Source organism: Sulfurimonas marina, assembly GCF_014905095.1.
In the GTDB taxonomy this organism is placed as follows: domain Bacteria; phylum Campylobacterota; class Campylobacteria; order Campylobacterales; family Sulfurimonadaceae; genus Sulfurimonas; species Sulfurimonas marina.
On sequence record NZ_CP041165.1, the window covers coordinates 2,001,208 to 2,017,709 of the forward strand.

Below are 16,502 nucleotides of genomic sequence, written 5' to 3' on the forward strand. Positions count from 1 at the left end.
TTATATTTATTTATTGTATACAAATTTAACTATGAGGTTTTGTAAACGGGATCAAAAAAGGTACCTTTTCCTGGTAATCCCTATACTCATTTCCAAAGGTTTTCACTAAACTTTTCTCTTCTAGATAAAGCCCTATGACGGCATAAACAGTAAAGCCGATACTCATTAAAAGATGCCCGAAACTCATGCTCGGAGTTGCCCAAAGCCCTATGAGTGTTCCAAGCTGTACGGGATGGCGGACATATTTATAAAAAAACTTTGTTTGAAAACAGCTCTCTGGTTCGGGAATAGATTTAAAAACCCTATACCCCTGATGGAGTCCGAAAAGCTCAAAATGATCGATCAAAAAGGTAGATATGAAAGCAAAAAACCATCCAAACAGATAAATAGCCGTCAAAAACCAAAAGAAAAAACCATCGTTAAAATCCCAGATCAAAGTATCTATAGGGTGCCAAAAATAGATGAGTAAATACAGACAAATTGCCGAAGCCACCCCATAAAGTGATGTTTGAAAAGAGTGAGGAAACTTTGCCAGAATCTTTTCTTTGAAAAAATCTCTCGCCATTAATGAATGTTGCAATCCAAACAAAAGCAACAGTCCGACATCGAACATTACTGCATACCATACAGATGCATCAATACCAATATCTATATAGTGAGGAAGAAAACCCCATGGATAGACCCATAAGATCAAAAGAGACAAGGTTGCTATTGAAAAAAGATAGCTAAATATAGAAAAACCAAAAAGTAAATATCGTTTCAAACAACCACCTTTTAAATATACTATTCACTTACAATAATAACACACTAAGTGTAACAAGTTTATAGGCTTTTAATCACTCTTGCACTACAATGATTGCTTGTAAAAAGGAGTGGCAGTGGATTTTACAAAATTTAAAAAAGCAAAAGTTTTTCAAAGAGGCAGAGGCGGTAGAGATGCTGCACATTTAGCAGACGAAAAACTTTATCATGAACTTTTAGAGCGTCATACAGAGATAGAGCGCACAACCACAGAACTAGAAAATGGGATCGAGACAATTACCCGAATCCCCTCTAAAGATGAGAAGCTCATAAAAATACTCCAAGAGCATGCCATGGGGATGAAAAAAAGGTTTGATAGCAATCGAGCTATTCGTTCATGGGACCCACTCTTTATTGAGCTGTTTGATCACAGAGAGCAGATACAAATGAACTCTACTATGCTTGATGACGGGATCAAAGTGACACTCACTGCAGATGATGAGAAGATTTGTGAACTGATAAAACGCCATGATGAAACGCTCCATGCTTTTGTAAACTACGGCTTTAAAGCTGCTAGACACGAAAGTCCTTACCGCCCCGATGAAGATAACTAAAAATGGACTTTTTAATATTTAAAAGCTTTATAAGTACCGAAGCACTCATCTTTTTTTACTACATGGGTGCAGTAACCCTCCCTTTTGGCATATGGTATTTTACAAGCTGGTTTGTAAAAAAATTTGAGATAATACAACTCATATATGAAACAGGGAAAGAGAAACTTTGGAATATTTTAACTCCTACTCAAAAAACTAAATACGTGCTAGTTTTTGCCATTTTATTTCTGTTTATGGAACTATTTTGGAGAATGTTGTTTGAGTTTCTGATCGCCTATATGCAGATTCGTGATGCACTCTACAATGTCGCTGGTTAACATTTACAAATATGCCTATACTGATCTAGACGTATCTCATTTTTCTTCGGGTCTTTTCTAATTACCTCAGGCAAACCTCTTGCCCAAGATGGTGAAGGGGAGTAGAGTATGGTGAGTTCAAGTATTTTATTGTCTAGCTCAATCTGCTGCATCTCTCTTGAACGCAGATCAAACTTTGACATTGTCGCTTTTTGAAAAAGCTCGGCTACAAACCTGCCTGAGAAAAAAAGTCGAAGTGTTTTGTGTTTATTCTGTTTTAACAATGTTAAAACATCGATTAGGACAATGTTATAAAGATCACCGTCACTAGCCCCACACCCTTTTGCACGGCTGCACTCATCGATCGTATCAAAAATCCCGATCTCATTTTCCAAAAAAAAGTTTTGTCTCTTTTCTTTTGTGCTTAACGGCTGTTCACATTCACAACTCTGCTGTAGTATATTCCAAAAGGCATTGTAACGACTGCCATAGTACCAATCTACATCACCCTCTTGCAACTCTTTTTTTGCAAAACGAGCAGGAGGGGTATTACCCACGATCAGCGTTTTTGCCTCTGCAATGTTAAAAGGCTCATAGGGGTGTTTAGCATGGCAGAATGTGTGGAGCTCACTTTTTCTGTAAACTTTTGACATCTTTTTATACATCAGCTCTACTCACCAATCCGCACTCCACAGCCTGAGCTTGATTTTCAAAAATAGCCATTGCCGTATTCATTTTGGCAAATCCAAGTCTTGTATAAAAAGGTTCCTTCCCCGGATAAGCATATAAAATAATTTTCTTATGCCCTTGACTCAATTTTAGCAGTTTATTTACCACAGCTTTTCCAAGTCCATTACCTTGATACTCAGGATCGACTGCTACATCACAGATATATGAGGCATCAATTCCATCGGCAAGTGCTCGGCCTACTGCTATAAGCATACCGTTTTCATACAAAAAACATTTATAACGGCTATTTGAAAAAACAGTTTTTAAATCATCAGGCTTTTTCTCACCAAGCGGTGCTATTTTATACAGATATGAAAGCTCATGAAAATCTACATCGTCAATCTCATACTTCCATCTTCTTTCGTATTCTGAGAGTTTACTAAGCAGTTGTACTTCAAAATATTGCGATAAAATCTTCTCTTGAGCTTTTATTTCATCTTGTAAAGGGCTTTGTTTATCGATCAAAAAGATTATTCGCTCACAAGTAGTTTTCTGAACTTTCGGAATAAACTCCTCTATTAACCACGTAGTATCCTCTGTAGTATTTTCAAACCCCTTTGCAGTATCTGTAATCCAGGTATCTGCACTATACTCTTCAAGCAGTTTTAGTCCAAACTCCAAAGGTTTTTTATATTCATCTCCCTGACAAAATCCTTGCCAAATACAAAACACTCCATTATACTCTTTAAGATACTCTACTTTACAAAATTGTGTTTCATAAACATTCTTAAGTTTCATAGGTAGCCTTTTTTCTTTTTGAGAAATATTCTAGCCCAATCCTTTCTAGAATGTCATTCACATTTGTTAATAAAGACTTTTTCATATTTATCAATGATTGATAATATCTAGTTTAACAAACAGCTGTGAGTTCTCTTCGAAAATCTCCAAGTTTGTATCTATTGGAAATTTTTGTTCAGCAAGTACCCCTTCTACAGAGTGCAATACATGGACAAAAGTTTCAAACATCGGAGCTACGATATAGTCAAGATTATCTTTTTTTACAAGCTCCGCCAATCTCTCTATAACACAGTAATATACCGCCTTATTAATCGAGCGTTGTATAAGGTAATCGTGCATTATACGGATATTGTTTTCAAGCACTTCCCTTTCAATAGAGTTCAGTGTCAGGTTTTCACGTGCACGCTCAAGCTCCTCATGCACCTCATCTTCAATACAGTGTTCCTGATGATCTACCAACTGCTGATAATTTTTACAACATTTTTTGATCTCATCTTCAAGCTGATCGTTAGATAAACGGGGACTGCTCATGTTATAAATATATTTCCTATCCTCATAATATTCATGATCTATCGCTTTGATAAACTGTACTGCAATATTTAAATATACAAATTTATCCTCTTTGTTTCTATCAAAAGTGATCCCCGTATGAGAGATCAACGGTTTTGGTCCAATATATTTGATGTGCATATACGCCCTTTCTTAGTAACTGTTTCTAACGTACTATATTTGATATAATAATCAAAAAATAAAAAATATCCAAAGGAAAATAATAATGGAATATAGATATATTGGGAAAAGCGGTCTAAGAGTAAGTCCTATATGTATGGGTACCATGACTTTCGGTACTCAAACACCCGATGAAAAAGTAGCCTTTGAGATCATGGATAAAGCGTATGATCGAGGCGTAAACTTTTTTGATACTGCAGAACTTTATCCTATCCCGCCAAATGCAAAACTAGCAGGTCTTACAGAGGAGATTGTCGGACGCTGGCTCAAAACTAAACCGCGTGAGAGCGTTATACTTGCCTCAAAGGTTGCAGGGGCTGCGAACGGCTGGTATACCCCGCCCGTTCGTCACGGACTCACAGCAATTGACAGTTTTCATATTGAACGTGGAATCGAGGGAAGTTTAAAAAGACTCGGAACAGATTACATCGATCTTTACCAAATGCACTGGCCCGATACTGTTGTGCCGATTGAAGAGAGTCTAAAAGCATTTGATCGTCTTGTAACAGCTGGAAAAGTTCGCTACATAGGAACATCGAACGATACCGCTTACGGTACGACAAAAGCACTTATGACCTCTGAGCACAAAGGGTATGCAAGATTTCAGTCGATCCAAAATAACTTTTCACTTTTAAACCGCCGTTTCTTGGATGAGCTTGCAACCGTTGCACGTAAAGAGCAGATCTCACTTTTACCGTATTCACCTCTTGCAGGAGGAGTGTTAAGTGGAAAATACAATCAAGGCGGGGATGTTCACGGAAGGTTTGCAAACTATGTCAAGTCTCCAAATGCAAGGCTCAGAACTATGGCTAACCGTTTTTTAAATGACAAGACGCTTGCTTCAACACAAAAGTATCTAAAAATTGCAAGTGACTTTGGTATTCACCCTGTAACTCTTGCAACGGCATGGTCGAAACAATTTGACTTTGTAGCATCTACGATCATCGGTGCAACGACACCTGAGCAGATAGACCCTGCACTAGATGCGATGGATGTGGTATTAAGCGATGAGATTCTTGCAGCGTGTGATGCGGTACACAATGAGATTCTTTACCCTATGGGGTAATCTCTTTTTATAACAAAGAATGCAATCTGGCATAGATTTTTGCCTGATTGTTTTTATAGGCTTCGAGTTCCTCTTTGCCTATCAGTTCACTCAAGTCATTTTCAATCGCTTCAATGATACCATTTGCCTCTTGCATCAATGCTTCACTTTTAGGAGTAAAAGCAATCATCTTCTCTTTTTGGTTCTCTAATGTCAGAGTAATATACCCAAGCTCCTCAAGCTTTTTAATATTTTTGTGCATCGCCTGTCTCGAGTAACCCACTTGGCGTGAGAGTTCTGAACTTGAGATCTTCTTCGCCTGATCGATATATGGGAAAAGGATGATAAGAGCCTCACTCAGCCCCTCAAACCCCTTTTCCTGTAATCTTTGCATGATCACTTTGTTAAAAATTTTTCCTGTTTCTAATGATAAAAAGCATAAAGACATTGTAAACCTAGTTGACATAATTTATATTTTATTCTATACTTTCGAAGCTTAACACGAAATATCAAAGAGAGAAATAAAATGAATTTAACAAATAAAACAGCCTTAGTAACAGGTGCAAACGGAGGATTGGGTTTAGCTATTGTAAAAGCTTTACTCAATAACAACATAGAAAAGATCTATTGTGGGGTAAGAGATCTTCAAAACGCTAAAGTTTTAGAGAACTTATCTGACAAAATCGAACTGCTTCAACTAGACCTTTCAGATCATACTATGCTTGAGACAAACTTAGCATCTATTGAAAAGCTTGATCTGCTTATAAACAATGCAGGTGTGAACAGCGGCAAAACAATTTTTGAAGATTGTTATACAGACTTTACGATCAATGTACAAGGAACGTTAAAAATAACACAGCTTTTAGCTGACAAGATTAATGAGAACGGTGCTATTGTAAACATCACTTCTATTTTAGCACTATGTAACTTTCCTCTTATGGGATTCTACTCTGCTTCTAAAAGTGCTCTGCATTCACTAACACAAGCACTTAGAGCGCATATGAACTCAAAAAAAGTTACAGTACTTGAAGTATTGCCTGGTCCGATAGATACAAAGATGACACCGGATGAAGGTATGCCAAAAGCATCACCTGAGTCTATCGCGCAGGAGATTATCTTGGCACTTGCAGCAGATCAAGATGAGATCTACCCTGATGAGTTTGCCAAAATGATTAAAGAGGGTCTTACTCACGATCCAAAAAGTGTTGAGCAGCAATTTGCTCAATATCTAGGATAGTTTTACAAGTCCTTTATTTTCAAAAGAGATCTTTTCAAGCTTCTCTAAACTCTCTTGTTCTAAAACTACCTTTGTAGTTTTCTGGACAAGGGAGATAAGCGTTTCATAAGAGCTAAGATCTACACTCTTTCCAAACAGAGCAGCATCAGAGATATATGAAACAATATTATGATGCTCTATCTCATCAAAGTGCTTGAGTATATTTTGCGCCATTTTATGGCTTAGAACTTCATCGTGTTTTAAAGAGTTTACAACTTTCTGTTGTGCAGCATTTTTTTCCAAACCTCTTGCATGAAGTGCTTCCACACTCATACTTGCTAAAGTTTCAGAGTTTTTTCTACTCTCGGAAGTTGTACTTACTTCTCTAACCTCTACAGGAAGAGCGTAAGCAAAAGTGATATTTGTTAGTAGTACTGTAAATATTATTATTTTTTTATTCATTGCTTGTTATCCTTTTTCAAAAAGTATCCAACAAGTTTAATGAATCAAAGATAACGAAATATAAATGCCCTTATAAATTTAAAGAGTTTTCACTCTCCAAAAAGACTCAACCAAGACCTCATTTTTATAATAAACTACACCTTTAAAAACGTCGCCCACTTTATAGTTTCCAACCCCTTTGGGAGTCCCGCTCATGATTACGTCCCCATCCTCTAAAGACATAAAGCTCTCAATCTCTTCGATCATTACATCGGGTTTGTAAATCATCAGATCATATGTTGCTTCCTGACGCAGTTCATTATTTATAAAAAGTTCAAAACGAAGCTGTTTCACGTCTCCTCTAAACTCTACAAAATGCCCAAGAACAGCCGAGCCGTCAAACGCTTTTGCACGCTCCCACGGCAAACCTTTTTCTTTCATCTTGTTTTGAATATCTGCCTTTGTAAGGTCAAGTCCAAATCCAATCCCTGCAATTTGCTTACTTTCGATCAAAAAACAGATCTCACCTTCAAAACGGGTCTCTTCACTAAAATAATATAACTCTTTTGAAAGGGCTGAATGGGGCTTGTTAAAAACCACCATAGACTCAGGAATCTCATTACCAAGCTCATAAATATGCTCTACATAATTACGCCCTATGCAGACTATCTTGCTTGGAGTTATCTCTTTGTTTTCAAATTTTATTGTTTTCATAAAGTTATTTTACAACAATTTGAAAACTCTCTGTTTTTAATCATTCAATTTATTCAAAATATCGATAATCTCATCCATTTTATTGCTAACACCGTTAATATCATCAGAGATACTGTTCACATCATCAGCGTTTTTATTTAAAGAATCTGAACTATCAGAAATTGACTGAATAAGAACATTTGTAGTTGCCGTAGTCTCGGCTAAACTTTTTTGTGTACGCTCTGCAAGTTTTCTCACCTCATCGGCAACAACCGCAAAACCTCTACCGTGTTCACCTGCACGTGCAGCTTCAATTGCAGCGTTTAATGCAAGTAAATTTGTCTGCTCTGCAATATCACCTATAGTCTCTAAAATCACTTTTGTTTCATTTGCGTTTTGCACGAGTTCCTGCAGGGCACCCACCATCTCATTCTCTTTTTGAGAAACATTATGAATTCTCTCTACAATATCATGGATCATGTTTTTAAAGTCAACTATAGTTGTATTTGTAATGTTTTCGATCGTACTGTTTAAAGTGTTTGCCGATTCTATAATCTGTTTGTTAGAATCCTCATTTTTCTGCTGCATACTCTCCAGAGCTTCCCCCAAAGAGTTCACATTGTTTAAAAGCTCTGCCATTTTTGCTTCTACATTTACTTCACTGCGAGCCTGAAAACTCCCCTGTGAAAACTGTTTTAGTGTATATATAGCGTTATCTAAATTTTTCTCTGAAGCATCGAGCATATTATTCATACTATTTCTAAGTACATGTACATACGGCGTATCCGTATCTGCATCTATACGGCATGAATAATGCCCTTTTGCAACTTTATCGGCAAGTAAAACCATCTCTCCTGCAACCCTTGTATCGTCAAGAACCATACTTTGATATCTTTTTATTATTTTATTGAAATTTTGTTCCGCTTTATGCGTTGTATTTTCATTAATATCAACCTGGTTTCTTTTAAACTCCATCAACTCTAATAACTCTAAACGTTTGCTTTCGAGTAGATCTTTTGAAGCATTCCCTCTCCGCCAATAGAGCACCACAACTACAAGAAAAGTTACAACTGTTAAGAGTGCTTGAATAATGTTTGACTCAACAAGGAACAAAGAGGTTAAGGTAAGTACAAACATTACTGTGATTGCTATATTTTTTTGCATATTATTCATATTTGAAATCCTTAATTTAGTGTCTTATAAAGTTTTTCGGCAGCTTCTATCTCTGCTTCTGAGGGTTTTCTTCTACAAGACATATAACGTACCTCTTTTGTTAGGGGATCTTTCATTGGATAGACAGTCGCAAAAACCCAGTAGAAACCGCCCTCTTTTGTTCTGTTTTTCACATAACCTGTCCACACCTCTCCCCGTTTTACAGTTGCCCATAGATCTTTAAAAGCAGCCTTTGGCATATCTGGATGTCGAACAATGTTATGGTTTTTACCCATAAGTTCATCAATTGTGTACCCGGCTATCTTACAAAAGTCATCATTCGCAAATAAGATGATCCCTTTTTCATCTGTCTGGGAAACTAAAAAATCATCACGCTTCAATACATATTCACCCACTTATACTCCTTACCCTGTTTTGTGTCAAAGTTTACAGATTAACAATTTTTTCTTCGAAAATTCTTGATCCGGATCAAGAGAAAGAAACTCATTGTTATATTCAGTTAGCACACAGAAAATAATATTTTGAGCATTATAAAGGATCTATTGAAAAATTTGTTCCAAAGAATTTATCAATAAAAAACGATTAAACAAAAACCCCTATATTTTAGGGATTTTGAGTAGTATTGGTTACTATTTTATCTATAACAAAAAAGTGATAGACACTTCTTGGACACTTTTGGAAACTTTTGTGTTACAATCACTATATGAAAGAAAGAAACTTTATAAAACTTGCTCAAAACTGTTATTGGGATCCGCATGAGGAGGTCGTTTACCTTGATCGTGCAGTAATACCTCTATCTGAAAATAAAACACGTTGTTTAAAGTTATTCATTTACTATAGAGGCAAACCTCTTAAAGATATAGAGATATTCGACTTTGTATTTAAAGATGATTCGAAAGAGTTTACAAATAAAACTATCCGTTCTCTTATTAGTAATTTAAGAAATAAACTACCTTGTCTTAATATAATCAATCACTATGGGGGATTTTACTCTTTGGAAAAGTATCGGGAACCGACTCCCGATTTCCAAGAGTACCTTTTAGATATTCTCGATCAAGCGAAAAACGGTATTACCATTACTGATCCAAACCAACCCGATAATCCAATTATTTACGTAAATGAAGCTTTTGCGAGTATGTTTGGATACTCTCCTGAAGAGGTTATAGGAAAAAACTGTAGGTTTTTACAGGGTGATGACAGAGATCAAAGTGCTCGAGATGAGATAAAAGAAGCTCTTAGAAATCAACAGGAAGTAGTTGCCGTTTTACGTAACTATCATAAAAATGGCAACCTGATCTATAATGAAGTGCAAATATCCCCTATTTTCGATAAACACACTTTAGAACTCAAATACTTTTTGGGGATTCAAAAAGATATAACTGAACTCCATACCTTGATGTTGAAACTAAAAAAAGAATCTGAATGAAGCCTCTATTTTTAGCTTTAAAAGCAAAACTTAATGACTATGAAAAGATACAATCCGACTTCTCGAAGCTTATTAAAGGGAAATGGGTACCGGGTGATAATCTTCACATTACGATCAACTATTTTGGAGATAAATTCACTCTGGAAGAACTGCTTGAAAAGCTGCCATCGTTAATTACTCCTGTGCCGGAGCTACAGTTATCAGGTTTGGGCTATTTTGAAAAAAATAAAATATTATATATAAAAAGCGAAGTGAAGGGACTTACTAGTTTGAGCGAAGCTATCTCTAATGAGTTCTCGCTGCCACAGACAAAAGAGTTTATACCTCATGTCACCCTTATGAGAATAAAAAGTATTACAGATATAAAGGGATTTAAAGAGATGATTGATAATTATAAAGATGAAGAACTCGGTAGCGTTGCAACAACACCCGAGTTAATGCAAAGTGAGATACGCCATCCAGGCGGTGCCGTATATACCTCGCTTCAAAGTTTTTAAATGGCCGCAACTTAAATGCAACATTCTTATGTAAAAATACTTAATATAAAAACCCCATAAAAGGAAGTACAAATGTTTCTTATCAAGTCTCTTAAAACCATTAAAGGCAAATATATCTTCAATCTCTTTGCCTCCATCATAGCTATCTTTATAAGTGTCACTGTTGCTTATTTTATTGCTATGGGTTCGATCAAAACGATCATGAAAAATGACATCAATACTATAGCCGATTCGCTAGAGCAAATGGTGCATCATATATCACAACTCGATTCCGAAGCCTATAAACACAAAAACTTTAAAGATGCCATACATAACATTAGTATTGGGAAAAGCGGTTACGTGTATATGATAGATGCACAAGGGAAACTTATAATACATCCGAAAAAAGAGGGAAAATCACTCAAAGGTGAAGATTATGTTGATCATATCAGAAACGATAAAAAAGGGGGCATTTTTGAGTATGTCTCAGCAACAACAGGTCAGGAGAAGATTGTAGGGTATCGCTATCTTCCCGAATGGGGTATGTGGGTCATTCCAGGTGTTAACAAAGCTGACTACTACGACGATCTAAAAAACACTTTCTTTCTATGGTTCTCTATTCTTGGTTCAATACTCGTAGGAATTTTGATCGCGATTAACTACTCTACGGGTATCACTATTCTCAAGCCTATAGACAGACTCAGTGAGGTATCTCACGATCTCGCCGATGGGGAAGGGGATCTTACAAAACGTCTTCCGATTCAAAATAAATATGATGAGATAGGGATCGCAAGCAATTTCCTTAACCGTTTTATAGAAAAAATTCAAGACACGATTGCAGGTACAAAACATATAACAAAAGAGACTGTAGGTCTTACAAACACTCTAAAAAATGCAGCTCACACACTTACAGAACAGCTCAATAAATCAGATACTTTAGCAATCGATACGAATACAACCGCATCCAACATAGCTTCATCATTAGATGAGACCATACGTCTTGCTGTTGATTCTTTAAATACATCTAAAGAGACGCAAGAAGAACTTACAAGTGTACGGGAAATTGCCGAACATATAGCAACAGATGTTCAAGTCTCAACAGAACTAAGCTCTCAACTCAGTAGCCATTTCGATCAGCTTACTTCTGATGCAAAAAGTATTAACGAAGTGTTATCCATCATCTCTGACATAGCAGATCAGACAAATTTACTGGCACTCAATGCAGCGATCGAAGCAGCACGTGCCGGTGAACACGGACGTGGATTTGCCGTAGTTGCAGACGAGGTAAGAAAACTTGCAGAACGTACACAAAAAAGTTTAAGCGAGATCAATGCAACCATTAGTATAGTAATTCAAGCAATTTCAGATGCTTCGGAGATGATGGTATCAAACGCAAAAGACATAGGAACTCTTTCACAAAGAAGCGAAGAGATTGAAAAACGTATAGATACGGCAATGAATTCACTTGTAGTCAATGTAGATGTAAGTCAACAAAGCCTTCAAAATACAGAAGCGATGACAAAACAGATCAGAGATATCATAGAAAAAGTTTCACAAATGGCAGATATGTCGAAAGATAATCGTACAGAGGTCAAAACAGTTTCTGACATATCAGACAACCTTTCCCATGATGCGATCACTCTTGAGGAAAAACTAGACTTTTTCAGATGCGATAAAGCCTAAAAACATTTTAGGAGAGGAGGAGAATAACTACTCTCCCACTTTATTGTTTTTTAGCTTCCATTGTAAGATACAATAAAGTTTGATAATTATTTTTTTATATTTTATTGCCTAATATAAGGAGTTATACCATAAAAGGTCTCACCTTCTCTGTAAAGATATGTAAAACAAAGAACGATAATAGTTTGAAAAAGATTGATAATGCGTAAATATTTACTTATCTAACTGCTTGAGAAACAACTAATCTATATGTATCCCCAACGGGGACGTTGGGGACGAGTGAAAAAATAATCTTTATTTTTCTTCTAAACAAATATTATTTACTATATCTAGTCCTTTTAACATAGATTCATGACTAGCATTAAAATCTTTGAGTTGTGTAATTTCTAAGTATGTGTCTTTATATTGTTTTTTTGTTTCTTTAGTCCAAGAATTACAAATTGTACTATTATGTTCAATAGGTTTATAAATAGAATAATCTTTATTGCCCAATGCTTCAAGATAAATACTTGAATCTGCATGTAAAATTAATTTTAAATTTTCTGGTTTATCAAAAAGTAAAATTAAATTTTCTAAACTTGTTAAAGCCCTCATTTGAAACATACTTTTCACTCCATTGGATGCATTTTTGTATTTTTGAGTATAACAAGCAACCTCTTTTTGTGCTTGTTCATACAAAACAATTGTATAAATATTAAGACCTATAAGTAACAAAATAATTATTAATAAAATTTTAGTTTTCAATATTTTCCTTTTGAACAGTTCTGAAATTTTAATTCTGCTTGTTTGTGACACATATAACCATTTAAACCATTATTTGTAAGTGTACATCTAGCTTTTGCTGCTTGTAATTCATTATAACAATCTTCAAAAGTTTTTTTATCATTTGTTGTATTTGTATCACAAGTTTTTCCACTCGAATCGTTATCACCCCATGGCCAAATACTTAACCCCTCAGGATCAACCAAATTAACCGTATCCCCTAACACATACCCATAAAGATTACTATCCCCACCATTAAAGTCTATCGGGTCTTTAGTAGTCCATTTACCAGTTTGTGGATCGTACTCTCTATAACCGAAGTGTACTAAGTTTGTGTGTGGGTCTTGTAATCCACCTGCAAATCCAAATGGTATTGTTAAACTTGGATTTGAGTCTTGGAGTATATTACCATAAGTGTCGTATGTTATCTCTTTTACTATGTTATGGTTTGTATCTGAGATAGCTTTTAGGGTTCCTACTTGATCATAGTGTAAGTAGTAAGTTTCTCCATCTTGAGTCATTGATGTTGGAACTCTACTATCTGTATAGTTATATCTTTGGATTATGTTGTTGTTTGCATCTAATGTTGCTAGTAGTGTTGTTAGATCTGCCCAAAGGTATTTCTCTGTTATGGTGCCATCTACTTTTTTAGCTACTCTTTGACCTAATGGGTTGAGTATATACTCTATGGTGTTTGTTGGAGTTACTACTTTTGTAAGTGTTCCTTGTGTGTTGTATTTTCAGATGTGATAAAGCCTAAAACATTTTAGGAGAGTAGGCTACTCTCCCACTTTATTGTTTTTTAGCTTCCATTTTAATGTAGATGTGAAGTATTTCGATAGCCGCAGGTGTTATCCCACTGATGTTCATTGCAGCTTGAAGTGTAGGCGGATTGAACGTTGCAAGTTTCTCCTGGATCTCTTTGCTTAAACCGCTTACTTTTGTAAAGTCAAAGTTCTCAGGAATCTTAATCTTCAGATATTTTTTCATCTTCTCGATCTCTTCACTCTGTTTCTCGATATAGCGGGCATATTTCCCCTCTACTAAGATCTCCTCTTTGATATACTCGTCATACTTATCAAGTTCAGGAACGATTTTGATCATCTTTTCGATGTCGAAGCTTTTACGCGCTACAAGTTGTTGTGCCGTTGATACATCTTTAATCGGATCTTCACCCATAGAGTCTAGAAGTGCATTAAACTCTTTGTTTGGAGTAAAACGAGTCTCTTCTAAAAGCTTGTACCCCTCTTTGATCTCTTGATCTTTCTTTTGTACTTTTGCATATGTTTCATCATCTAAAAGACCTAACTCATGCCCGTAGTGAGAGAGTCTTGTGTCTGCACTCTCTTCACGTAAAAGAAGTCTGTACTCTGCACGAGACGTAAACATTCTGTACGGTTCTTTAGTACCCTTAGTTACAAGGTCATCAATTAAAACACCGATGTATGCTTCATCACGACGAAGTACCAGAGGTTCTTTTCCTTGAATAGATAGTGCAGCATTGATACCTGCCATCATCCCTTGAGCTGCTGCTTCTTCATATCCAGTTGTACCATTGATCTGACCCGCTAAGAAAAGACCTTTGATCTTTTTCGTCTCTAACGAGTGCTTTAACTCTCTTGGATCAACAAAGTCGTATTCGATTGCATACCCGTAACGTACGATCTTCGCATTTTCCATCCCTTTAACTGAGTGGATCATGTCACGCTGTACATCAGGCGGAAGAGATGTACTCATACCGTTTACATATACTTCCGTATTGTCAGCAGTTTGCGGTTCTATGAAAAGGTGGTGACGATCTTTATCACGGAAACGATTGATCTTATCTTCAATCGATGGACAGTATCTAGGACCTACACCCTCGATCTGACCTGTAAACAGCGGTGCACGGTAGAAGTTTGACTCAATGATGTTGTGTGTCTCTTCATTTGTATAAGCGATGAAACATGGAAGTTGTTTTTTCGTACGTCTAAACTCTTCGCGATCTGTTCTAAAAGAGAAAGGGTTTGGAAGTTCATCCCCGCCTTGTTCTTCCATTACCGAAAAGTCGATCGTTGAGCTGTCGATTCTCGCACAAGTTCCCGTTTTTAGTCTGTCCATAGTAAGACCCGCTTCTTTTAGCGATGCACTTAAACCAACAGATGCATTTTCTCCAAAACGTCCGCCAACCTGTTTCGTCTCACCGATGTGGATCACACCGTTTAAGAAAGTTCCCGAAGTGATAATCACTTTTTTCGCACGGTACTCATTAAAAAGCTGAGTCACTACACCTTTAACTTCGTTATCTTCGATAATTAAAGACTCAGCCGTCTCTTGAACAAGGTCTAAGTTTGGCTCGTGAAGTACTTTGTTTCTAGCGATTACACGGTATCTATCCATATCGATCTGCGCACGGCTACCACGAACTGCAGGACCCTTTGTCTGGTTTAAAATACGAAACTGAATACCCGCTTCATCAGTGATAAGTCCCATCTCACCACCAAGAGCATCTAGTTCACGAACCAAGTGTCCTTTTGCAAGCCCGCCAACAGCAGGGTTACACGAAGTAGCTCCAACATTTTCAGCTAACATCGAAACCATTAAAGTTTTATTTCCCATACGAGCAGCGGCAAATGCAGCTTCTATACCTGCGTGACCACCACCGACAACGATTACATCATATTCCATTTTTCACCTCATAACGGTTGAACTTCTATCTAAAGCGTTTCATAATCAAATGATTTAGATAAAAGTTTTCTCCAACCAAAAACTTTAAATGGAATTTTATCATTTTTAAGTATCATTTGCATAATAAATACTAAACTAATTAGGGTTTTTAAGATGAGTGATGATTTATTTAAAGATTATAAACCGGAAATTCTAGAATATGATGCCGAAATTGACGGTATGACAGAGTTTGAGCTAAGAGACAACAGACTAGAAACAAAAGAGAACCTGCTAGAAAAAATTAGAAAAGCAAAAGCAAATGCTAAAGGGAATCAAACAACCTTTAGACAAAATATACGAACAGAGAATGAAAAAAAATGATACAAAACGCACACAACGCTTATAATGCAAAAGATTACGAAACAGCATTTAAACTATATACTGATTTAGCAGAACAAGGCGATCCAAACGCACAAGCTTCACTCGGGTATATGTACCAAATGGGGCAAGGGTGTGAACAAAACGATACTAAAGCACTTGAGTACTACACAAAAGCAGCAGATGCAAAACAACCATACGGACTTTTTAATCTCGGTATTTTGTATGCCAACGGTTTAGGCGGTGTTGAGCACGATCAGTTTAAAGCACACGAACTTTTTATGGAAGCGGCAATTCGTGAAGTTCCTCAAGCACAGTATGAAACTGCACTTATGTTAGAGCGTGGTCTTGGATGTGTTCAGAACTATTCAGAAGCGGCTTTTTGGTATGAGGAAGCGGCAAAACGTGGACACCTTGAAGCATTTAACAATCTTGGTTCACTTTATAAAGACGGTCAGGGTGTTATGCAAGACGATGCAAGATGTTTCATCTGTTTCTCACGCGCTGCTGAGGGTGGTTTAGCACAAGGGCTTTATAATCTGGGTCTGCTTTACGATCAAGGGATCGGCTGTGAACAAGATCATGATAAAGCGCTTGATTATTGTCGTAAAGCTGCTTACAAAGGGCATGAACGTGCCAAAGAGATCATCAAAGGTCTGCAGGAGGATGGTAAAATAGTTTTTTAATACCGTTTTTCCGAAGATTTTTAGCAAGGACGA

At 36.6% G+C, this 16,502-nt stretch carries 20 protein-coding genes and 1 pseudogene; 9 read left to right on the forward strand and 12 right to left on the reverse strand.

The genetic code is table 11. The annotated features are described in order from the left end of the window. Positions 1-25: 25 nt before the first annotated feature. Positions 26-763, reverse strand: coding sequence for a methyltransferase family protein (locus tag FJR03_RS10170; protein WP_193113395.1), 738 nt, complete (start codon positions 761-763; stop codon positions 26-28). Between the two features lie 115 nt (positions 764-878). Here FJR03_RS10170 and FJR03_RS10175 point away from each other — a divergent pair, with 115 nt between their 5' ends. Further along, the gene (locus FJR03_RS10175) at positions 879-1,355 is read left to right on the forward strand and encodes a hypothetical protein (RefSeq protein ID WP_193113396.1); all 477 of its coding nucleotides are present in this window, start codon (positions 879-881) and stop codon (positions 1,353-1,355) included. Between the two features lie 2 nt (positions 1,356-1,357). After that, entirely contained in the window at positions 1,358-1,672 is a 315-nt protein-coding gene (locus FJR03_RS10180; protein ID WP_193113397.1) for a DUF4282 domain-containing protein, read from the forward strand. Here the strand turns inward: FJR03_RS10180 and FJR03_RS10185 are convergent. The 3 genes from FJR03_RS10185 to FJR03_RS10195 form a co-directional block, all read right to left on the reverse strand. Next, the gene (locus tag FJR03_RS10185) at positions 1,669-2,316 is read right to left on the reverse strand and encodes a uracil-DNA glycosylase family protein (RefSeq protein WP_193113398.1); all 648 of its coding nucleotides are present in this window, start codon (positions 2,314-2,316) and stop codon (positions 1,669-1,671) included. The two genes, FJR03_RS10180 and FJR03_RS10185, sit on opposite strands and share 4 nt — an antisense overlap. Next, positions 2,309-3,118, reverse strand: coding sequence for a GNAT family N-acetyltransferase (locus tag FJR03_RS10190; protein ID WP_193113399.1), 810 nt, complete (start codon positions 3,116-3,118; stop codon positions 2,309-2,311). Before FJR03_RS10190 ends, FJR03_RS10185 begins: the two co-directional genes overlap by 8 nt. Before the next feature lie 90 nt (positions 3,119-3,208). Beyond that, entirely contained in the window at positions 3,209-3,808 is a 600-nt protein-coding gene (locus FJR03_RS10195; RefSeq protein ID WP_193113400.1) for a hypothetical protein, read from the reverse strand. 85 nt (positions 3,809-3,893) lie between these two features. Here FJR03_RS10195 and FJR03_RS10200 point away from each other — a divergent pair, with 85 nt between their 5' ends. Beyond that, the gene (locus FJR03_RS10200) at positions 3,894-4,913 is read left to right on the forward strand and encodes an aldo/keto reductase (RefSeq protein WP_193113401.1); all 1,020 of its coding nucleotides are present in this window, start codon (positions 3,894-3,896) and stop codon (positions 4,911-4,913) included. A gap of 7 nt (positions 4,914-4,920) precedes the next feature. Here the strand turns inward: FJR03_RS10200 and FJR03_RS10205 are convergent, their stop codons facing one another. Next, positions 4,921-5,358, reverse strand: a complete 438-nt coding sequence (locus FJR03_RS10205; RefSeq protein ID WP_193113402.1) for a MarR family winged helix-turn-helix transcriptional regulator — start codon at positions 5,356-5,358, stop codon at positions 4,921-4,923. Between the two features lie 60 nt (positions 5,359-5,418). On the opposite strand from FJR03_RS10205, the gene FJR03_RS10210 reads away from it, so the two are divergent. Next, positions 5,419-6,129 carry an SDR family NAD(P)-dependent oxidoreductase gene (locus tag FJR03_RS10210; protein ID WP_193113403.1) on the forward strand — a complete coding sequence of 237 codons (711 nt, stop codon included), beginning with the start codon at positions 5,419-5,421 and terminating at the stop codon, positions 6,127-6,129. Here the strand turns inward: FJR03_RS10210 and FJR03_RS10215 are convergent. The 4 genes from FJR03_RS10215 to FJR03_RS10230 all read right to left on the reverse strand — a co-directional run bounded on the left by FJR03_RS10215 (position 6,121) and on the right by FJR03_RS10230 (position 8,810). Further along, positions 6,121-6,570, reverse strand: coding sequence for a hypothetical protein (locus FJR03_RS10215; RefSeq protein WP_193113404.1), 450 nt, complete (start codon positions 6,568-6,570; stop codon positions 6,121-6,123). The two genes, FJR03_RS10210 and FJR03_RS10215, sit on opposite strands and share 9 nt — an antisense overlap. 78 nt (positions 6,571-6,648) lie before the next feature. After that, positions 6,649-7,263 carry a fumarylacetoacetate hydrolase family protein gene (locus FJR03_RS10220; protein ID WP_193113405.1) on the reverse strand — a complete coding sequence of 205 codons (615 nt, stop codon included), beginning with the start codon at positions 7,261-7,263 and terminating at the stop codon, positions 6,649-6,651. A 36-nt stretch (positions 7,264-7,299) separates the two neighbouring features. Further along, on the reverse strand, positions 7,300-8,415 hold the full coding sequence (locus FJR03_RS11815; protein ID WP_193113406.1) for a methyl-accepting chemotaxis protein: 1,116 nt from the start codon (positions 8,413-8,415) through the stop codon (positions 7,300-7,302). A gap of 11 nt (positions 8,416-8,426) precedes the next feature. Further along, positions 8,427-8,810, reverse strand: coding sequence for a PAS domain-containing protein (locus FJR03_RS10230; protein WP_193113407.1), 384 nt, complete (start codon positions 8,808-8,810; stop codon positions 8,427-8,429). 308 nt (positions 8,811-9,118) lie between these two features. On the opposite strand from FJR03_RS10230, the gene FJR03_RS10235 reads away from it, so the two are divergent. The 3 genes from FJR03_RS10235 to FJR03_RS10245 all read left to right on the forward strand — a co-directional run bounded on the left by FJR03_RS10235 (position 9,119) and on the right by FJR03_RS10245 (position 12,000). Beyond that, a complete protein-coding gene (locus FJR03_RS10235) occupies positions 9,119-9,841 on the forward strand; it encodes a helix-turn-helix domain-containing protein (protein WP_193113408.1) in 723 nt (240 codons plus the stop codon). Next, positions 9,838-10,338: an RNA 2',3'-cyclic phosphodiesterase gene (thpR, locus tag FJR03_RS10240; RefSeq protein WP_193113409.1), complete on the forward strand. Its 501-nt coding sequence runs from the start codon at positions 9,838-9,840 to the stop codon at positions 10,336-10,338. Before FJR03_RS10235 ends, thpR begins: the two co-directional genes overlap by 4 nt. A 72-nt stretch (positions 10,339-10,410) precedes the next feature. Next, positions 10,411-12,000 carry a methyl-accepting chemotaxis protein gene (locus FJR03_RS10245; RefSeq protein ID WP_193113410.1) on the forward strand — a complete coding sequence of 530 codons (1,590 nt, stop codon included), beginning with the start codon at positions 10,411-10,413 and terminating at the stop codon, positions 11,998-12,000. Positions 12,001-12,291: 291 nt separating this feature from the next. On the opposite strand, the gene FJR03_RS10250 is transcribed toward FJR03_RS10245, so the two are convergent. From FJR03_RS10250 to mnmG, 3 genes and pseudogenes are all read right to left on the reverse strand, one after another. Then, a complete protein-coding gene (locus FJR03_RS10250) occupies positions 12,292-12,741 on the reverse strand; it encodes a hypothetical protein (protein WP_193113411.1) in 450 nt (149 codons plus the stop codon). After that, positions 12,738-13,487, reverse strand: a pseudogene (locus FJR03_RS10255) (RHS repeat-associated core domain-containing protein); the annotation flags it as partial. The pseudogene FJR03_RS10255 and the gene FJR03_RS10250, both read right to left, overlap by 4 nt. A gap of 64 nt (positions 13,488-13,551) precedes the next feature. Then, positions 13,552-15,426 (reverse strand): tRNA uridine-5-carboxymethylaminomethyl(34) synthesis enzyme MnmG, encoded by a 1,875-nt coding sequence (gene mnmG, locus FJR03_RS10260; protein WP_193113413.1) that lies wholly within the window; start codon positions 15,424-15,426, stop codon positions 13,552-13,554. Positions 15,427-15,579: 153 nt separating this feature from the next. Between mnmG and FJR03_RS10265 the strand changes: the two genes are divergently transcribed. After that, entirely contained in the window at positions 15,580-15,786 is a 207-nt protein-coding gene (locus tag FJR03_RS10265; protein WP_193113414.1) for a hypothetical protein, read from the forward strand. Next, on the forward strand, positions 15,783-16,469 hold the full coding sequence (locus tag FJR03_RS10270; RefSeq protein ID WP_193113415.1) for a tetratricopeptide repeat protein: 687 nt from the start codon (positions 15,783-15,785) through the stop codon (positions 16,467-16,469). Before FJR03_RS10265 ends, FJR03_RS10270 begins: the two co-directional genes overlap by 4 nt. Positions 16,470-16,502: the final 33 nt, after the last annotated feature.

Excerpts from the sequence above, each read along its gene's own strand:
- FJR03_RS10210 (WP_193113403.1), top strand. The coding sequence starts at position 5,419 with ATGAATTTAACAAATAAAACAGCCTTAGTAACAGGTGCAAACGGAGGA.
- FJR03_RS10195 (WP_193113400.1), bottom strand. The coding sequence starts at position 3,808 with ATGCACATCAAATATATTGGACCAAAACCGTTGATCTCTCATACGGGG.
- FJR03_RS11815 (WP_193113406.1), bottom strand. The coding sequence starts at position 8,415 with ATGAATAATATGCAAAAAAATATAGCAATCACAGTAATGTTTGTACTT.
- FJR03_RS10270 (WP_193113415.1), top strand. The coding sequence starts at position 15,783 with ATGATACAAAACGCACACAACGCTTATAATGCAAAAGATTACGAAACA.
- FJR03_RS10205 (WP_193113402.1), bottom strand. The coding sequence starts at position 5,358 with ATGTCAACTAGGTTTACAATGTCTTTATGCTTTTTATCATTAGAAACA.
- FJR03_RS10265 (WP_193113414.1), top strand. The coding sequence starts at position 15,580 with ATGAGTGATGATTTATTTAAAGATTATAAACCGGAAATTCTAGAATAT.
- FJR03_RS10220 (WP_193113405.1), bottom strand. The coding sequence starts at position 7,263 with ATGAAAACAATAAAATTTGAAAACAAAGAGATAACTCCAAGCAAGATA.
- mnmG (WP_193113413.1), bottom strand. The coding sequence starts at position 15,426 with ATGGAATATGATGTAATCGTTGTCGGTGGTGGTCACGCAGGTATAGAA.
- FJR03_RS10190 (WP_193113399.1), bottom strand. The coding sequence starts at position 3,118 with ATGAAACTTAAGAATGTTTATGAAACACAATTTTGTAAAGTAGAGTAT.
- FJR03_RS10215 (WP_193113404.1), bottom strand. The coding sequence starts at position 6,570 with ATGAATAAAAAAATAATAATATTTACAGTACTACTAACAAATATCACT.
- thpR (WP_193113409.1), top strand. The coding sequence starts at position 9,838 with ATGAAGCCTCTATTTTTAGCTTTAAAAGCAAAACTTAATGACTATGAA.
- FJR03_RS10235 (WP_193113408.1), top strand. The coding sequence starts at position 9,119 with ATGAAAGAAAGAAACTTTATAAAACTTGCTCAAAACTGTTATTGGGAT.
- FJR03_RS10180 (WP_193113397.1), top strand. The coding sequence starts at position 1,358 with ATGGACTTTTTAATATTTAAAAGCTTTATAAGTACCGAAGCACTCATC.
- FJR03_RS10185 (WP_193113398.1), bottom strand. The coding sequence starts at position 2,316 with ATGTATAAAAAGATGTCAAAAGTTTACAGAAAAAGTGAGCTCCACACA.
- FJR03_RS10200 (WP_193113401.1), top strand. The coding sequence starts at position 3,894 with ATGGAATATAGATATATTGGGAAAAGCGGTCTAAGAGTAAGTCCTATA.
- FJR03_RS10245 (WP_193113410.1), top strand. The coding sequence starts at position 10,411 with ATGTTTCTTATCAAGTCTCTTAAAACCATTAAAGGCAAATATATCTTC.